Origin of the sequence: Sinomicrobium kalidii (assembly GCF_021183825.1) — a bacterium.
Taxonomy (GTDB): Bacteria; Bacteroidota; Bacteroidia; order Flavobacteriales; family Flavobacteriaceae; genus Sinomicrobium; species Sinomicrobium kalidii.
The window spans coordinates 2282681-2299961 of record NZ_CP089211.1 but is presented as its reverse complement, the minus strand read 5'-3'; the positions used below and the strand labels follow the sequence as shown (position 1 = coordinate 2299961).

14 protein-coding genes are annotated in these 17281 nt (G+C 44.5%); 11 read left to right on the top strand and 3 right to left on the bottom strand.

Features of this window, described 5'->3' with window-relative positions:
• Window positions 1–42 precede the first annotated feature (42 nt).
• The 4 genes from LS482_RS09220 to LS482_RS09205 all read left to right on the top strand — a co-directional run bounded on the left by LS482_RS09220 (window position 43) and on the right by LS482_RS09205 (window position 4365).
• A complete protein-coding gene (locus LS482_RS09220) occupies window positions 43–543 on the top strand; it encodes a hypothetical protein (RefSeq protein ID WP_233031493.1) in 501 nt (166 codons plus the stop codon).
• Window positions 543–1409 (top strand): class I SAM-dependent methyltransferase, encoded by an 867-nt coding sequence (locus LS482_RS09215; RefSeq protein ID WP_233031492.1) that lies wholly within the window; start codon window positions 543–545, stop codon window positions 1407–1409. Before LS482_RS09220 ends, LS482_RS09215 begins: the two co-directional genes overlap by 1 nt.
• 257 nt (window positions 1410–1666) lie before the next feature.
• The gene (locus LS482_RS09210) at window positions 1667–2182 is read left to right on the top strand and encodes an OmpH/Skp family outer membrane protein (RefSeq protein ID WP_233031491.1); all 516 of its coding nucleotides are present in this window, start codon (window positions 1667–1669) and stop codon (window positions 2180–2182) included.
• A 275-nt stretch (window positions 2183–2457) separates the two neighbouring features.
• Window positions 2458–4365, top strand: coding sequence for a S9 family peptidase (locus LS482_RS09205; RefSeq protein ID WP_233031490.1), 1908 nt, complete (start codon window positions 2458–2460; stop codon window positions 4363–4365).
• Window positions 4366–4380: 15 nt separating this feature from the next.
• Here LS482_RS09205 and LS482_RS09200 read toward each other — a convergent pair whose 3' ends face one another.
• Both LS482_RS09200 and LS482_RS09195 read right to left on the bottom strand, forming a co-directional pair.
• Window positions 4381–4776 carry a DoxX family protein gene (locus tag LS482_RS09200; protein ID WP_233031489.1) on the bottom strand — a complete coding sequence of 132 codons (396 nt, stop codon included), beginning with the start codon at window positions 4774–4776 and terminating at the stop codon, window positions 4381–4383.
• Window positions 4777–4902: 126 nt separating this feature from the next.
• Window positions 4903–6048, bottom strand: a complete 1146-nt coding sequence (locus LS482_RS09195; protein ID WP_233031488.1) for a DNA polymerase III subunit — start codon at window positions 6046–6048, stop codon at window positions 4903–4905.
• Window positions 6049–6318: 270 nt separating this feature from the next.
• Between LS482_RS09195 and LS482_RS09190 the strand changes: the two genes are divergently transcribed.
• The 4 genes from LS482_RS09190 (at window position 6319) to LS482_RS09175 (ending at window position 12571) form a co-directional block, all read left to right on the top strand.
• Window positions 6319–7509 carry a phosphoglycerate kinase gene (locus LS482_RS09190; RefSeq protein WP_233031487.1) on the top strand — a complete coding sequence of 397 codons (1191 nt, stop codon included), beginning with the start codon at window positions 6319–6321 and terminating at the stop codon, window positions 7507–7509.
• Window positions 7510–7664: 155 nt separating this feature from the next.
• Window positions 7665–9218, top strand: coding sequence for a LysM peptidoglycan-binding domain-containing protein (locus tag LS482_RS09185; protein WP_233031486.1), 1554 nt, complete (start codon window positions 7665–7667; stop codon window positions 9216–9218).
• 23 nt (window positions 9219–9241) lie between these two features.
• Window positions 9242–10321: a DUF4837 family protein gene (locus LS482_RS09180; protein ID WP_233031485.1), complete on the top strand. Its 1080-nt coding sequence runs from the start codon at window positions 9242–9244 to the stop codon at window positions 10319–10321.
• A 120-nt stretch (window positions 10322–10441) separates the two neighbouring features.
• On the top strand, window positions 10442–12571 hold the full coding sequence (locus LS482_RS09175; protein ID WP_233031484.1) for a Tex family protein: 2130 nt from the start codon (window positions 10442–10444) through the stop codon (window positions 12569–12571).
• Window positions 12572–12682: 111 nt separating this feature from the next.
• Here LS482_RS09175 and tatA read toward each other — a convergent pair whose 3' ends face one another.
• Window positions 12683–12874 carry a twin-arginine translocase TatA/TatE family subunit gene (tatA, locus tag LS482_RS09170; protein WP_233031483.1) on the bottom strand — a complete coding sequence of 64 codons (192 nt, stop codon included), beginning with the start codon at window positions 12872–12874 and terminating at the stop codon, window positions 12683–12685.
• 110 nt (window positions 12875–12984) lie between these two features.
• Here tatA and LS482_RS09165 point away from each other — a divergent pair, with 110 nt between their 5' ends.
• The 3 genes from LS482_RS09165 (at window position 12985) to LS482_RS09155 (ending at window position 17267) form a co-directional block, all read left to right on the top strand.
• Window positions 12985–13866 carry a M23 family metallopeptidase gene (locus tag LS482_RS09165; RefSeq protein WP_233031482.1) on the top strand — a complete coding sequence of 294 codons (882 nt, stop codon included), beginning with the start codon at window positions 12985–12987 and terminating at the stop codon, window positions 13864–13866.
• 54 nt (window positions 13867–13920) lie between these two features.
• A complete protein-coding gene (locus LS482_RS09160) occupies window positions 13921–15426 on the top strand; it encodes a GH3 auxin-responsive promoter family protein (protein WP_233031481.1) in 1506 nt (501 codons plus the stop codon).
• A gap of 125 nt (window positions 15427–15551) precedes the next feature.
• Entirely contained in the window at window positions 15552–17267 is a 1716-nt protein-coding gene (locus LS482_RS09155; protein ID WP_233031480.1) for a DUF6909 family protein, read from the top strand.
• Window positions 17268–17281 lie beyond the last annotated feature (14 nt).

Below are 17281 nucleotides of genomic sequence, written 5' to 3'. Positions count from 1 at the left end.
TTTTTTCGGTTTTAAAACATATAATAAAAAGCAGCGTTCCACGTGAAACACCTTTGTCAACTCCTTTGTTTGCTTTCTTCCTTTGTTTTAATACACGGATGTATTCCCATAAAACTGGCACCGCAAATAAGTGAGTATCGAATTGACAGGGGAGTGGATATCGATAAAAGTTTAAAGACCGAAAAGAATCTCTTCGTATTTGAGAACCGGGAAAAGGGATTGCATTTTTTTAACTTTCTTTCCAAAAAATATAAGCTGGAGCCACATGGAAGAGGAAGCAGGTTTTCTGTGAATTTGAACGACACGGATTTTGATGTTTTTGTTTTTGCGCCGCAAATCAACAATTCATATCTGGACTTTACCGAAATAACAGACAATAATGAATATGATAAGGATGATGATTACGATGAAACATATCATTACATTGCAATGCGGGTGTCTTCAGCATATGAAGACGATTGTTTATCTTTAAATTCGTTACACCACAATGTAATTGTCAATTACCTGAAAGAACTGAAAACCGAATATTTAAGTTCCCTTTAATGAACACTACCGAAAACCCCGTTTACCTGAGATGTAAAGACCATACGGTAAGCGGTAAAACATTTTCCCTGATCAGGGATGAAAAACACCAGATGCTTTATACACATCCGGCGCCGAAAGCAGATGAACTTCCTGAATATTATAAAAGTGAAGATTATATTTCCCATACTGATGCCCGGCGGAGCTGGTTTGAGAAAATCTATCACCTGGTAAAAAGTTATGCCCTGAGGCAAAAATTGAAATACATCAATGCCGCAGATCCGGGAAAGGGAGCCCTTTTGGATATTGGTGCAGGTACCGGCGATTTTCTGGCTGTGGCAAAAAAAGACGGGTGGAATGTTAACGGAACTGAACCCAATACATCGGCACGGAAAAGGGCAGGGGAAAAAGGAATTTTACTTTTCGAAAAACCGGACGCCTCTTTTGTGGAAGATAAACGGTCTGCATATGACATTATCACCATGTGGCATGTACTCGAGCATGTGCCCGATCTGGAACGTCAACTGGAAGAGTTAAAAAAACTGCTCCGGAAAAATGGCACACTTTTTATTGCTGTTCCCAATTTTCGTTCCTACGATGCAGAATATTATAAGGAATATTGGGCAGCCTATGATGTCCCCAGGCATCTCTGGCATTTTTCTTCGGATGCGGTAAGATCGCTTTTTTCGGAAAAAGGAATGGAGGTGGAACAGATCATCCCCATGAAATTTGATGCGTATTATGTAAGCCTGCTTTCCGAAAAATACAAAAACGGGAAAATGAATATTTTTCGGGCTTTTTGTACAGGGTGGCTTTCCAATCGTAAAGCTGCGCGCTCTAAGGAGTACTCTTCCCTGATTTATGTGATTAAACATCAAAATAATTGAAATAAGACGTTTTTTCGAAGTTTCACGGCTGTATAGGAGCCATCCCCGGCAAAACAGAAAAACTGTCTTAAATCGCATTTATTCAGCTTAAATATAATAGCCATATCTTATTGTGTTTATAAGACGAATAAAAATTGATTATGAGGGGCCTTAAATTGTCCGGTCTTCTGAAAAATGAAAAAATAAAATTAAACAACACTCCGATAGGCTACTTTGAAAACTTTTCTATTTTTGCGTATAAACAAATTTGTACACCTATGAAGAAAATTATCATAGCCGGAGTGGCTCTACTGGGATTGCTTTCCTGTCAGCAGAATAAAATTGCTTTCGTGGATAATACCAAGCTTATCAACGATTATCAGGAAAAGAAGGACGTAGAAGCCAAATTCAAGGGAAAACTGGATACTTTCGAGAAAAAAACCGATAGTTTGTCCAAGGCATTACAGGCCGAGGCACAGGTTTTTCAGAATGAAGCATCCAAGATGTCCCAAAGCAAGGCACAGGAAAAGTATAACACCTTAATGCAAAAGCGGCAGCAAATTCAGCAACAGGTACAGCAGGAGGAAATGCAATTGCAGCAGGAAAGTCAGGAACAAATAGATTCACTGATAGAAAAAGTACGCGATTTCGTAAAGGAATATGGTAAAAATAACGGGTATACCTATATTCTGGGGGCCAATGAAGCGGGGAGCGTTTTATATGGTGAAGAAGGCAAGGACATCACCGAAGAGGTCCTGAAGATCCTTAATGAAAAATATAAAGAAGAAAAATAAGTCCTTTTGTTAGGGAAAAAGGAAGGAATTGTGTTTTCTTCCCGTCGAAAAAATATCTTTATAATATCCGGCCCGGTGTAATGCACCGGGTTTTTTATTTGATATACGTAAGTGATTCTTATCATGAGGGCGAATGCTACGGCGCAACGGAGCCCTCATCCTTTTGGTAAACTCAGGATAAACTCAAACCGGAATGGGATATTTCCTGAAAAAAATGTAACTTTTAAGAAGATTAACAGTCAGATAGTTACAACAACCAATTAAAAATGCATCTTATGAAAACCAACGTTCTTTTACTGACCGTTTTCCTCGTGTTGTCCTGTAATACCGAAAAAAAACAGGAAGCAAGGGAGATTGAGCAATATACCATAGAACAGTTTTACGGCAACAGCCGTATTAGCGGGGGATCTTTTTCTTCCGATGAGTCCAGACTGTTGGTGAGCAGTGACGAATCCGGAATATTTAATCTTTACGAAATAAATATTGAGGACGGCACAAAAAAGCAGGTGACCCATTCGGAAAAAGAGTCCTTTTTTGCTATAGATTACGTTCCCGGAACCGGGCAAATACTCTATTCGGCAGACAAAGGAGGTAATGAAATAAACCATATATACCTGTTGGAAGAGGACGGGACCACGAAAGACCTGACCCCGGGAGAAGAAGCCAAATCCAGCTTTGCAGGGTGGAGTGAGGACAAAAAATCCATGTATTACCTCTCCAATAAAAGGGATCCCAGGTATTTTGACATGTATAAAATGAATATGGCCGACAAAACAGTGGAAATGCTCTATGAAAATACGGAAGGCTTCAGTATTTCCGGTAGCTCCGCAGATGAAAATATACTGGCCCTGCAAAAATCCGTGACAACCAGTGAAAACCGGCTTTTTCTGTACGACCGGACGACCGGACAAACGACGGAGATCTCCGATACGGACAAGCCCGGGATCTATTCCGCCTCCGGTTTCAGCAAGGATGGGAAATACTTCTTTTACACCACCGATGTGGATGCAGAATTCACATATCTCGTTCGGCACGAAGTGGAAAGCGGTAAAAATACCGTGCTTTTTCAGACCGATTGGGATGTTATGTACAGCTATGTAAGCGAAAATGAGAAATACAGGGTCATAGCGATTAACGAAGATGGAAAGAATACCTTGGTGGTGCTCGACAATACATCGGGAGAAAAAGTAGATTTTCCGGAAATTCCTGACGGTAATATTGTCGCCGTAAGTATTTCCGAAAGTGAAGCAAAAATGCGGCTTACCGTAGGCACTTCCAGATCTCCTAATAACCTCTACGTATACCATTTCGATACCGGGAAGCTCAAAAAGCTTACAGAAACCCTCAACCCGGAAATAGACAGGGAAGACCTGGTATCGGCAAAGGTGGTGCGTTTTAAGTCTTTTGACGGGCTTGAAATCCCGGCCATCTACTATAAACCCCTGACCGCAACAGCCGAAAACAAGGTACCGGCCCTGGTCTGGGTTCACGGAGGCCCCGGGGGACAATCGCGCACAGGATATTCTTCGCTTTTACAGTATCTCGTAAACAACGGCTATGCCATACTGGCGGTAAACAACAGGGGAAGCAGCGGCTACGGAAAGTCCTTCCATAAAATGGACGACAGGAATCATGGTGACAAGGACCTCAAAGACTGTATCTGGGGCAAGAAATGGTTACAGGAACAGGAATACATAGACCCTGAAAAAACAGGGATCATAGGAGGAAGCTACGGCGGATACATGACCATGGCCGCCATGACCTTTGAACCGGATGAATTTGAAGCAGGTGTAAACATTTTTGGCGTTACCAATTGGTTGCGTACCCTCAAATCAATCCCGCCGTACTGGGAATCGTTCCGCGAGGCCCTTTATGAAGAACTGGGAGACCCTAATACGGCAGATTCCATTCGGCTCCGCGAGATTTCACCGCTTTTTCATGCCGACCGGATAAAAAATCCGGTGATGGTATTGCAAGGGGCCAACGACCCCAGGGTATTACAGGTAGAATCCGATGAGATCGTGGAGGCCATGGAAAAGAACAATATTCCCGTAGAGTATATCGTGTTTCCCGACGAAGGGCACGGTTTTGTCAAGAAAGAGAACGAGATCAAGGGATACGGACAGATATTAAAGTTCCTCGACACCTATCTCAAAAAGGAAGAGGCTACTGAAAAACAATAGGTCTGTCAAAAGGTTTTATTGCAGGAGATACACCCCTGCCACAGCCGGAATAAAATAGACCACAATGGTCTTGGCTCCTTCGTAATCCTTGGCAATACGCTGCCCGAAAAGCAGGATCAAGAGGGTCAGGCAGGAGACAATAGCTCCGTAAAATCCCATTGGCGTATTGTTCTGTGTCAGGAGTTGTACAATGCCCAGGAGACAAAGCACGCCCGATATTATTTCAAGGATCAATACGATTGCGACGGACAGGGGCACCATATCCTTTAAAAAAGTTTCGGAAAAATGGCCCCGGAGCCAGGAAATATTGCCTTTCCAGTCTGTTATTTTGTCGATACCACTCTGTAAAAAGGTAATTACGAGAAGCAGAAGGATGAGAACTTCGGCAGCATTGTGTTGCAGGGTTTCCATAATAAACTGTTTTTTGGTTGTATAAAGTTACAGACAAAGATTGTATTTTACGGCCTGACGGGTGTTTTTTAAGTTTATCCGGTCAAGGAAGAGTGGCCTGTTTTCTCCGGAATCTCCTTCGGAAGGTCAGGCCTTGTGCAGTAAGCGGGTCAGTTTAATGGAAAGGTCCGTCAGTACTATTTTTGCATTGCCGTTCCGTTCTATATGATAAATGGCGTCCTGCAGTTCCCGGGAAATTTCCGTAATGTTATTGCCGCTTACAAAAGGGGCAAATTTATCCAGTCGGAAATTATCCGCTTTGAATTCCATATAAACCAATGGCTGTGCGCTGTAGTTTATTAAAAGGGCCTGCCGGAAAACGTCCAGGCAATAGTTCAGGAAGAGTTTCTGCGTTTCCCTTCCGGTGGTGGCGATCTGTTCGCCCCAGGCAATGAGATCGTGTATTGCGGCTTTGTTCCCTTTTGCCTTGAAGGCAGAGCGTACCCATTGCACAAACCATTTTTCAAAAGTCAGGTCACTGTTGTCCGTATCTGCGAGCACCATGGCCCTGTTGTAGTCCCCGTTGGCCTGGTGGGCAATTTTTAAGGCTTCGTTTTCCTCAATTCCCCGGGAAACGAGTTTTTCCCTGATCGCCGTTTCCGCCAGAGGAGGGAAGTGCAATATCTGGCAGCGCGAGAGAATGGTCTGCATAATCTGCTCTTCGTTCCGTGCGATCAGGATGAACAAGGTTTTGTTCGGCGGTTCCTCGATGAGTTTCAGTAATTTGTTGGCGGCCGAAATGTTCAGTTTTTCGGCCATCCAGATGATCATCACCTTGTAATTGCCTTCATAGGATTTAAGGGACAGTGATTTTACGATTTCCTGGGCTTCATCCACACCGATTTGCCCCTGCTTGTTTTCTATGCCCAGCGACTGGTACCACTCAAAAAGGGTTCCGTACGGTCTTTCGTTGATAAACTGTCGCCATTCTTCCAGGAAATTGCTGCTTACGGGACGTGATTTTATCTTGCTGTTGGCCGCGACGGGAAAAGCAAAATGCAGGTCGGGATGTGCCAGGTTCCCGAATTTCAGGTTACAGGTTTCAATACCTGTGTTGTTTTCTCCTCCTGAATTTCTGCACAGCACGTACTGCGCATAAGCAATGGCCATAGGCAGTACCCCGCTTCCTTCGTTTCCCACAAAAAGCTGGGCATGCGGTATCCTTTCCTGATCGGCACTTACCGTAAGGTGCCGCTTAATGTGTTCCTGTCCCAGAATATCTTTGAATAGCATACGGCAAATATAAAGTCTTTTTGGTTTTTGGAGTTATTTAGTTGATGAGTTTATTGGTGGGGAAGCTCAGGAAGGCCTGAGGTAAACAATAAATCGAAAAAACTCCGAAACTCCCGAACCAATCAACTCCAAAACTATTTCGTCAATTTAACAATATTCTAATAAAAGGGCTATTTTTACAAATCAATATTTATTTACATTTGTGCTCAATACTTTTCTGTTATATATACGGAAAATATACCCTTCAAAACACGTAAACACATTACTTTTATGAAGACAATAGATGATTTTGACTTTAAAGGAAAAAAAGCATTGATCCGTGTGGATTTTAACGTACCTCTGGACAGCGAATTCAATGTAACGGATACTACGCGTATAGAAGCTGCAAAGCCCACGGTAATAAAAGTCCTGGAAGACGGGGGGAGTGCCGTGCTGATGAGCCATTTGGGCCGGCCGAAAGGAGTACCCCAGGAAGCACTTTCTTTAAAGCATATCGTAAATGCCGTATCTGAGATACTCAGTGTCAAAGTAAATTTTGTAGAAGATTGTGTCGGGAAAAAGGCGGAAGAAGCCGTGGCCAATCTGAAGAACGGTGAAATCCTGCTCCTGGAAAACCTTCGTTTTCATGCGGAAGAGGAAAAGGGCGATGAAGATTTTGCCGGGCAATTATCAAAACTCGGGGATGTTTATGTAAACGATGCCTTCGGTACCGCACACAGGGCACATGCATCTACCACCATAGTGGCAAAGTATTTTGCAGAAAACAAATGCTTTGGTTATCTGCTCGCCAAGGAGATCGAAAGTATCAACAAGGTGATGAATACCGGGGAAAAACCGGTAACAGCCATACTCGGCGGGGCCAAGGTTTCCTCGAAGATCACGATCATTGAAAACATTCTCGACAAAATAGATCACCTCATTATCGGCGGTGGAATGACCTATACGTTTGTGAAGGCTAACGGTGGTAAAATTGGCGATTCCATTTGTGAAGACGACAAACAGGAACTCGCCCTTGAGATCCTGAAAAGCGCTGAAGAAAAAGGTGTAAAAGTACATCTTCCCGTAGATGTTATCGCTGCCGATGCTTTTGACAACGATGCCAATACAAAGGAAGTGGCCGTAGACGAAATACCTGACGGATGGCAGGGACTGGATGCCGGGCCGAAAACCCTGAGCAACTTCAGGGAAGTTATCCTGCAGTCGAAAACCATCTTGTGGAACGGCCCCGTAGGGGTTTTTGAAATGAAAAATTTTCAGAAAGGGACAAAAGCGATAGGAGATGCTATTGAAGAGGCTACCAAAAACGGAGCGTTTTCCCTGGTAGGCGGCGGAGATTCGGTAGCTGCCGTAAAACAGTTTGGTTTTGAAAACAAGGTAAGTTACGTATCTACCGGAGGAGGGGCAATGCTGGAAAGTCTGGAAGGAAGAACCCTTCCGGGAATTGCTGCAATTCGGGAATAATGTAGGTTTTTGCTTAAAAAACATAAAGAATAAATCCCTGTCTTTAGGAATTAAAGGCAGGGATTCTTATTTTAACACGATTTTGTGTTTATTTTCTAAATAAAAAACACGATTTTTACGGGATTTCCGTTAATCCAAAAAAGAGTCTAAACCCAATGAAAAGCTATTTTGCTACCCTATTCCTTGGTCTGATGATCGTTACAGGCTACGCACAGGAACTTGCAGAAATTAATGAAAACCAGGAAGAAGTGTCCCGGGAAAGAACAAGAAGAGCTCCCGAAAACAAGGATTCTTTACTGCCGGAGGTGACCATACAAAAAGTGGATGGCGTATATCGTCTCAAAGACCATTCTCTGGCAGCCAGAATAGATAGTTTATGGCTGAAGGAATTGTACGACAACAATTTATACGACACCATTACCCAAACGGTAACAGGACTTGAATACGAGAAAATCAAATATAAAGAATTACCTACGGACACCCTGAAAGCCCGGCTGGCGGCACTGAATGAAAAAACACCTTTTAATGTCGAATACAATCCGGAACTGGAAAGTGTTATCAAGAACTTACTGAAAAACAAGAGAAAATTCCTCGAAAGGACCATACTGAAAAGCGAATATTACTTTCCCCTGTTCGAAAGGGAGCTGGACAATAACGACATCCCTCTGGAGATAAAATACCTGGCCATTATAGAATCTGCCCTGAACCCGAGAGCAAAATCCTGGGTAGGAGCCACCGGGATCTGGCAATTTATGTACAATACCGGGAAGATGTACGGCCTTGAGGTAAGTTCGTACATAGATGAGCGTAGCGATCCCGTTAAGTCTACAAAAGCAGCCTGTAAATACCTGGCCAGGTTATATGGAATATTCGGTGACTGGGATTTGGCACTGGCGGCTTACAATTCCGGACCGGGAAATGTATCCAAAGCCATTCGCCGTTCCGGAGGATATCAGAACTACTGGAACCTCAGGCCGTTCCTGCCCAGAGAAACAGCCGGGTATGTACCCTCCTTTCTCGCTATGATGTACATCTTCGAATATGCCGATGCACACGGACTCCACGTACAGAGACCTGAAGTTGCCTATTTTGAAACCGATACGGTTCATGTAAAACGATCAGTCAGCTTTGATCAGGTATCGGAACTGGTTGGTGTGGATGTCGACCAGATACAGTTTTTAAATCCTGCCTATAAACTCGATATCGTTCCCCATATCAAGAACGAAGTACATGCTCTTCGCCTTCCCAAAAAGGCCATAGGTAAATTTGTGACCAATGAAGATGCTATTTATGCCCTGATAGAAGCCGAAGAAGCAAAAAAGGAAAAGCCGTTACCGCAGTTTTTTGAAAAGAACAGCAAGATAACCTACCGGGTGAGGCGCGGAGATTACCTGGGGAGAATAGCCAATCGTTACGGCGTACGGGTAAGTGACCTGAAACAGTGGAACGGACTCCGGAACAACAGGATAAGCATTGGTCAGCGCCTTACCATATACCCGAGAAAACGGACACTCACACCTGTGGCCAAGTCGTCGTCCGGAAACTCAGATTCTTCTAAAAATAAAGTGTATATCGTTAAAAAGGGAGACTCCCTCTGGACCATTTCAAGAAAATTCAGGGGAATTTCTGTAAAAAATATTCAAGATTGGAACGATATTAGTGGGAATAAATTAAAGCCCGGAATGAAGCTAAAGCTTTGTAACTGCTAACAAAACCACTAAATCTGAACAAAATGGTACAAAACGCACCTGTCCGGTCACGGACAGAGAGAACATGGGACAATTATGGAAAAATAAACCGGAGAAACGGGATTAATTCAGGCATTCGCAAAGGAATTGCGCTTTTTTTAACCGGAGTATTGCTGGTGTTGTCCTCCTGCAAGGAATCCGAAAAGGACAAGAAACGGTATCTCCCGGATTCCGTCGGAGCCATTAATTCCCTGGCGGTGGTTATAGACAATGAGATGTGGAAGGGCGAAGTAGGAGATGAAATACGTAATTATTATGCCGCTCCCGTAGATGGTCTGCCTTCCGTAGAGCCGCTTTTTACCCTTCATCAGATCCCTCCTTCCGTATTTAATGGTTCTACTACCAAGAGCAGGAACATTCTGCTTGTACAAAAGGATACGACTACAGGTTCGGGTATCAAGACCGATACTTTTGCCCGTCCGCAGAAAATCGGAGTTGTAAAAGCTCCGGATAACGGGGAACTGATAGCCCTCATTGCCAAAACTTCGGACAAATATATCCGTGAATTCAAGGACAATGATGTGAAAGAAAACCAGAAAAGGTTTCTGACCTCGGAAAACAAGGAAACCTATTTGCAACAAAAATTCGGAATAGCCCTTACCATGCCTTCCGTGTATAAAACGGCAAAACAGGAAGACAATTTTATATGGATAGAAAGGATGATCTCCAAGGGAACCATGAACGTATTTGTCTATGAACTTCCCTTGAACAGCATTCCTGACGATTCCACTCGTGTGGACGCCTTTATAAAAATGCACGATTCCATAGGAAAGAAATACGTTCCCGGACGGGAAAAAGGCATGTATATGATTACCCAGAAGGCATATGCGCCCTATATTTTTGACATTACACTGGCCGGAAAACCCACTATGGAGACCAAGGGCATGTGGGAAATGAAAAACTTTGCCATGGCCGGGCCCTTTATAAATTATATCATAACGGATAAAGAAAACGACCGCTTGCTCGTCCTGGAAGGCCTTACCTTTGCCCCCTCCGAGGACAAGCGCGATTATATGTTTGAACTGGAATCCATACTGAAGAGCATCAGGTTTACCGGAAAATAACTACTGAAAACAAGTGTTTATGTTTAAATGATACTCCGGAACTTCCCGTAAAAGATAACAATATTTTTGAGGACCTGTATTCGAGGTCTGAAAATCTGAAATCTCATATCCTAACCCGTAGTGAATATTTTAAATTACGTTTCCACCCGCATTGATCTGCCCGAAAGAAGTATTACCAACACCTTAAAATTACTGGGGGAAGACAATACAGTGCCCTTTATTGCCCGTTACCGGAAGGAAATGACCGGAAACCTTGACGAGGTGCAGATTGCGGCCATACAAAAGCTGAAAAGCACCTATGAGGAACTGTGCAAGCGAAAAGACGCCGTGCTTAAATCCATAGCAGAACAGGAAGCGCTGACCCCCGAATTAAAACAAAAAATAGAGGAAGCCACTACACTTACCGAGATAGAAGACCTTTACCTGCCCTACAAAAGGAAGCGCAATACGAGGGCCGGTGTGGCCAGGGAAAAAGGGCTGGAACCTCTGGCCAAGATCCTGATGGCACAACAACCTGGAACAGATGTTGAAAATGCGGCGAAAAGGTTCCTCGGAGATAAGGTGGATAGTACCGAAGAGGCGCTACAGGGAGCTGTGGATATTATTGCCGAATGGATAAACGAAAACCGTAGGGTAAGGCATGCATTACGGCGGATATTCCGAAGGAATGCCGGGATATCTGCATCTGTGATAAAGGGCAGGGAAGACGATGAACAGGCCCAAAAATACAGGCAGTATTTCGATTGGAACGAACCGTTGAATAAATGCCCGTCGCACAGGCTCCTGGCCATGTTGCGTGCGGAAAAGGAAGAAGTGGTCCGGATCAGGCTGACAACAGATAAGGAAAGCGCCCTGGAAGCCATAGAAAACATTGTGATACGGAATGAAACGGGCACGGGAACAGATTATATCCGTAAAGCGGTAAAAGAAGCCTACGAACGGTTGTTATATCCTGCTGTGTCCAATGAGGTACTGAAAGAAGCCCGGGAAAAGTCGGATAATACCGCCATTCAGGTATTTTCTGCCAACCTGCGGCAGTTGTTGCTGGCTCCGCCACTGGGGGAAAAACGCATCCTGGCCATAGATCCCGGCTATAAAAGCGGTTGTAAAATCGTATGTCTGGACGAAAAAGGAGATCTCCTTCACAACGAAAACATATACCCGCATCCTCCGCAAAGGGAAGCGAAACAGGCCATAAAAAAGATAAGATCGCTCGTAAATGCCTACCGGGTAGAAGCTATTGCCGTTGGTAACGGTACTGCATCCCGGGAAACGGAAGCACTGATAAAGCGAATAGCTTTTGACCGTGAAATACAGGTTTTTATGGTGAATGAAAGCGGGGCATCCGTATATTCCGCTTCGGGTATTGCAAGACAGGAATTTCCCCAGTATGATGTTACCGTAAGAGGAGCGGTGTCCATCGGGCGAAGGCTGGCCGATCCGCTGGCCGAACTGGTTAAGATTGATCCCAAGGCAATAGGAGTGGGGCAATACCAGCACGATGTGGACCAGGGCAAACTGAAAACAGAACTCGATACTGTGGTAATGAGTTGTGTGAACAGTATTGGCGTTAATGTAAATACGGCAAGCCCCAGCCTGTTGAGTTATGTATCGGGTATTGGACCATCCCTTGCGGAAAAGATCGTGGAATACCGGAGCGAAAACGGGGAAATACGCTCCAGGCAGGAACTTCTTAAAGTTCCCAGGCTCGGAAATAAGGCCTATGAACAAAGTGCGGCCTTTCTCCGGGTATTGCAGGGTAAAAATCCGCTGGACAATTCCGCCATACACCCGGAAAGCTACGCCATAGTGGAAAAAATGGCGCACGACCTGCAACTGGAAGTCCGGGAACTTATAGGAAACAGGGAAAATATAGCAAGGATAACCCCCGAAAAGTACTGTACGGAAACCGTGGGGTTACCCACCCTGAATGATATTATCAGGGAATTGGAAAAACCGGGCCTGGACCCCAGAAAAAAGGCAGCCGTATTCGAATTCAGCAAAGACCTGAAAACCATAGAAGATGTGAAACCCGGGATCACCGTTCCGGGGATTGTGAACAATATCACCAATTTCGGATGTTTTGTGGATATCGGGATCAAGGAGAGCGGGCTGGTACATATTTCCAAACTGAGCAATGAATTTGTAAGCGATGTGAACAGTGTGGTAAAATTACATCAGCACGTGATGGTAAAAGTAATCGATGTAGACCTGGAAAGAAAGCGTATTCAACTGTCTATGAACGATTAACACCATTATGTTATTCGTAGAACCTGTGGTTTCAGGGCCTGTAAAAAACAAAAAAAACCCTTATCCTCGCCGGGATAAAGGTCGTTGTATATTTACAAGAAAAAAATTACTTTATTCTTTCTTGTTGCTTTCGGGAGCAGTTTCGTCTTCTTTGGTGGCGTCCTTAAATTCTTTTATCCCGCTTCCGAGCCCGCGCATCAGTTCCGGAATCTTCCTGCCGCCGAAAAGCAACAGAAGGACTACTACGACCAATACGATCTGCCAAGGGCCGATCATTCCTAAAAAAATATTCAATGACATCATTTTTAATTAAATTTACTATAACAAAGGTAATAAGAAAAGTTTAATCGCACCGTTAATTATTATAATTTTAAGAAGAGGGCTATATTTAGAACGCTATATTTGCAGGAACTATGGCAGAAAGTAAACCGAAAAGAAAGAAACTTGCAAAAAAGCTTTTACACAAGTATCGGCTGGTTATCCTGAATGAGGATACTTTCGAGGAGCGTCTTTCCTTCAGGCTGAACAGGCTCAATGTTTTTGTTGTAGGGACGTCCTTTGCCGTTTTTTTAATTGCCGTTACCACAATTCTCATTGCCTTTACCCCGCTCAGGGAATACATTCCCGGCTATTCGTCGACCGAATTGAAAAGACAGGTGGCCGATCTGACCTATAAGGCCGATTCACTTGTAACCGTCCTGGATTATAACGACCGCTACATACAAAATGTCAAAAAAGTGCTTACCGGGGAAGTAAGCCCGGAAAACATGAACAGGGACGTCCTTGCGGACTCTTTGGCAACAGGAGAAAGGCCGGACCCTTCCGAAGTGGACCTGAGTCCCGGAGAAGAAGACCTTGCATTGCGGGAAGAAGTGGCCATGGAAGACAAGTATAATCTTATGGGCAATGCCCTTTCCAAAGTAAATTTTGTACTTTTCCCTCCGGTTTCCGGGGCGATATCGAATTCGTATAACCTGGAAGAAAAGCATTTTGCCGTAGATATTACCGGGGCTTCGGGTACTCCGGTCAAAGCCGCCGCCGATGGCATTGTTATCTTTGCCGAGTGGACGGTAGAAACCGGTTATGTATGCATCATAGAGCATTCCTTTGGTCTTATATCCGTGTATAAGCACAACGGGTCACTGACCAAATCGCAGGGAGACCTGGTAAAAGCAGGAGAGGTTATTGCCACTATGGGAAATACCGGAGAGCTGACCACCGGTCCGCACCTGCATTTTGAATTGTGGAGTAACGGTTACCCGGTAAACCCCACGGATTATATAGATTTCGATTAAAGAGCGGGGAACAATACCCTTATAAGGTTATGGTGATTTTGTCAAATTCAGAATATGTCATTAAAGTCCTTTGGCGCAAAAATATTTGCAAGAACTACCTATAATAAAATTCAGAAATGGGCCGTCCGTCCGGTGGAGACCCAGGATAAAGTATTCCGTGAACTCATTGCATCTGCAACATCCACGGTATTCGGCAACGATCATGATTTCAGCAGTATAAAGTCCCACAGCGATTTTGTGGACAGGGTGCCCGTTCGTGACTATGAGGCATTAAGGCCCTATATAGACAGGGTGGTGAAAGGAGAAGAAAACGTACTATGGAAAGGGAAACCACTGTATTTTGCCAAGACCTCCGGAACCACATCCGGGGCAAAATACATTCCGCTTACTGCCGATTCCATGCCCCATCACATTCAGGCAGCAAGAAATGCCATCCTTTGTTACATTCACGAAACGGGAAATGCCGGATTTGTAAATGGCAAGATGATCTTTTTACAGGGAAGCCCCGAGCTGAATGAGAAAAACGGCATTAAACTGGGGCGTTTGTCCGGGATTGTGGCCCATTATGTTCCCGGGTACCTGCAAAAGAACCGCATGCCCAGTTGGGAAACGAATTGCATAGAGGATTGGGAGACCAAGGTCAATGCCATTGTAGAGGAAACCCTGAAGGAAAACATGACCGTGATAAGCGGTATCCCCTCCTGGGTGCAGATGTATTTTGAAAAACTCCACGCCAGAACAGGAAAGAAAATAGGGGATATTTTCAAGAATTTCGGACTTTTCATTTACGGCGGGGTGAATTTTGAACCGTACCGGGCCAAATTCGAGCAGCTTATAGGCAGGAAAGTAGACAGTATAGAGCTCTTTCCCGCCAGTGAAGGTTTTTTTGCCTATCAGGATTCCCAACAGGAAGACGGGATGCTGCTGCAACTGGATTCCGGTATTTTTTATGAGTTTATCCGGGCCGATGAATTTTTTGAAGAAAACCCGGAACGCCTCACCATAAGGGATGTAGAGACCGGGGTAAATTATGTAATGATCATTTCTACAAATGCCGGACTCTGGGCGTATAACCTGGGCGATACCGTTCAGTTTACTTCATTGAAACCCTACAGGGTCGTCGTTTCCGGCAGGATAAAACACTTTACCTCTGCCTTCGGGGAACACGTCATTGCCAAGGAAGTGGAAGAAGCCATGCGGCAGGCCATTGAAAATTTTGACGTCAGTATCAACGAATTTACCGTTGCCCCGCAAACCGAACCCGGGGAGGGGGAACTTCCGTACCACGAATGGTTTATCGAATTTGAAAAGGAACCCGAAAACATGTCCGGCTTCGCCCTGAAGATAGACCGGGTGTTGCAGGAGCAAAACAGTTACTATTATGATCTGATAGCGGGAAATATATTACAGCCCCTGAAGATTACGAAAATAAGAAAAGACGGCTTTGCCGGATATATGAAAAGCGTAGGCAAACTCGGCGGGCAGAACAAGGTACAACGCCTGTCGAACGACCGCAAACTCGCTGAAGCGCTGTACGAGTATAAAGCAGCCGGGCATTGATGAGCGCATAGGAGAACACCCATGTTTTCCTGATTCCGGGATTAAAAATGCCCTCACTCGTCAACGGAGCAACTCAAATAGGTGAGATAATATAAAATCCCGTATTTTTGTGCGGAAAATAAGATATGAGTAAAATTAAAGGAAGGACAAGAGCACAGGAATCTACGAACGCCATTGAACGGATGTATATTACCATGAGACATCTGTTCAACAGGGGGTTCTACAAGCCTATGGGAGTATCCGGCGATACCCTCCGGCAATCCCTGTTGCAACTGCGCCCCGAAATTTACGGCTCCATTGCCGAAGACAAGGTGGAGCTGAACGGGCTTATGTATATCCTGGACAGGCTTCCCGTAGGGATAGAAGAATGCCGGTATGTAAATCTCACTTCCGACGAAGGCTATAAAAAATCGCATTTTCAGCCGATAATCCCTCCCAAGCGGAGAAGGAACTGCTATCGTGTAGATGAAGAACAAATGAGCATTGAGATCACAAGGGGGCGCTCGGATATTTATGATATTCTTACCCACCTTACCTTTCTCTGTATTGAATCCCGGAAAATATGCGGCCGTGTTTACATAGATGAAACGGGAGAAACCACCCGCGATTGGTTTAAGCTGGAAAGCGCCGTGAAAAAAGGAAAGCTTTCCCGCTCGGAAAGGGAAGTGGCCCTGATACACGTAGCCAATATCATCGGGCGAACTTTTGAAGAAGCCCTCGAGGCCTATAAAGCGTTTGCCACCAAACAAAAACCCGAGCGTTTTCTGCATATTATCTATTGGATGGGAAAACTTGCCATAGAAGAAGAACGCGACAACAACAAGCGTATCATAACCTTCAGCCCCATTCTCCGGGAACGTTTGGGGCATCACATACATGGGGAGGCCTGGGCCAACACCATTAAAAAAACATTACTGAAACACAATTTGCTACACCGCCCCATACACATTATCAGTGCCAATATGCACAGCGTTATGAACTCTCTCTTTGCCGCAGAAGCGCTTAAAAAGGGGACTTCAGACAAGGAAAAACTGGAGTTGTATGAGGCCTTGAGCGTTCCTGAAAACGGAGCCATGCGGGATAAAGTAAAAACATTTGCCCATAAAAACGGGATGTTGTCCATAAACGATACATCCGGGACCAATATTGACGTGCAGGTATTCGATACGGCTAAAATGGATTTTAACCATATTGATTACAATTTTGATACTGCACTTACGGAGGAGGAGAAACCCGTACTTTTTGTTATGGATTACGCTTTCGGAGAACAGGCGTATGAGACAATAGACGAGCTTTTGAAACCTTATCGCGATAAAACCGAACGACAGGAAGGTGAAAAGAAAAATAAACTACACTTTTTAAATGTAGTTTCCGTATCCATAATGGGCAAAGCCGGAATACTGGAAGGTGGAAAAGGAGACCTGATGATCCCGTCTGCCCATATTTTTGAGGGTACGGCAGATAATTATCCGTTTAAGAACGAATTGTGTAAAGAAGACTTTGAAGGAAACGGCCTCAGGGTATTTGAAGGTACCATGATCACCGTGCTGGGGACTTCCCTTCAAAACAAGGATCTGTTAAAGTTCTTTCACGATTCCACCTGGAGCGTGGTAGGGCTGGAAATGGAAGGAGCGCATTATCAGAAGGCCGTACAGTCTGCATCGAGGATAAGAAAAAGTATCACCAAAGATGTCAAGGTACGGTATGCATACTATGCGTCTGATAACCCTTTGGAAACAGGAAGTACACTTGCTTCGGGCGGTCTGGGGACTACCGGGGTAAAGCCCACTTACCTGATCACCAGGAAAATACTGGAACAAATTCTCAATAAAGAAGGATAGGGAATAATTTAAAC

Excerpts from the sequence above, each read along its gene's own strand:
- LS482_RS09215 (WP_233031492.1), top strand. The coding sequence starts at position 543 with ATGAACACTACCGAAAACCCCGTTTACCTGAGATGTAAAGACCATACG.
- LS482_RS09210 (WP_233031491.1), top strand. The coding sequence starts at position 1,667 with ATGAAGAAAATTATCATAGCCGGAGTGGCTCTACTGGGATTGCTTTCC.
- LS482_RS09205 (WP_233031490.1), top strand. The coding sequence starts at position 2,458 with ATGAAAACCAACGTTCTTTTACTGACCGTTTTCCTCGTGTTGTCCTGT.
- LS482_RS09200 (WP_233031489.1), bottom strand. The coding sequence starts at position 4,776 with ATGGAAACCCTGCAACACAATGCTGCCGAAGTTCTCATCCTTCTGCTT.
- LS482_RS09195 (WP_233031488.1), bottom strand. The coding sequence starts at position 6,048 with ATGCTATTCAAAGATATTCTGGGACAGGAACACATTAAGCGGCACCTT.
- LS482_RS09190 (WP_233031487.1), top strand. The coding sequence starts at position 6,319 with ATGAAGACAATAGATGATTTTGACTTTAAAGGAAAAAAAGCATTGATC.
- LS482_RS09185 (WP_233031486.1), top strand. The coding sequence starts at position 7,665 with ATGAAAAGCTATTTTGCTACCCTATTCCTTGGTCTGATGATCGTTACA.
- LS482_RS09180 (WP_233031485.1), top strand. The coding sequence starts at position 9,242 with ATGGTACAAAACGCACCTGTCCGGTCACGGACAGAGAGAACATGGGAC.
- tatA (WP_233031483.1), bottom strand. The coding sequence starts at position 12,874 with ATGATGTCATTGAATATTTTTTTAGGAATGATCGGCCCTTGGCAGATC.
- LS482_RS09165 (WP_233031482.1), top strand. The coding sequence starts at position 12,985 with ATGGCAGAAAGTAAACCGAAAAGAAAGAAACTTGCAAAAAAGCTTTTA.
- LS482_RS09160 (WP_233031481.1), top strand. The coding sequence starts at position 13,921 with ATGTCATTAAAGTCCTTTGGCGCAAAAATATTTGCAAGAACTACCTAT.
- LS482_RS09155 (WP_233031480.1), top strand. The coding sequence starts at position 15,552 with ATGAGTAAAATTAAAGGAAGGACAAGAGCACAGGAATCTACGAACGCC.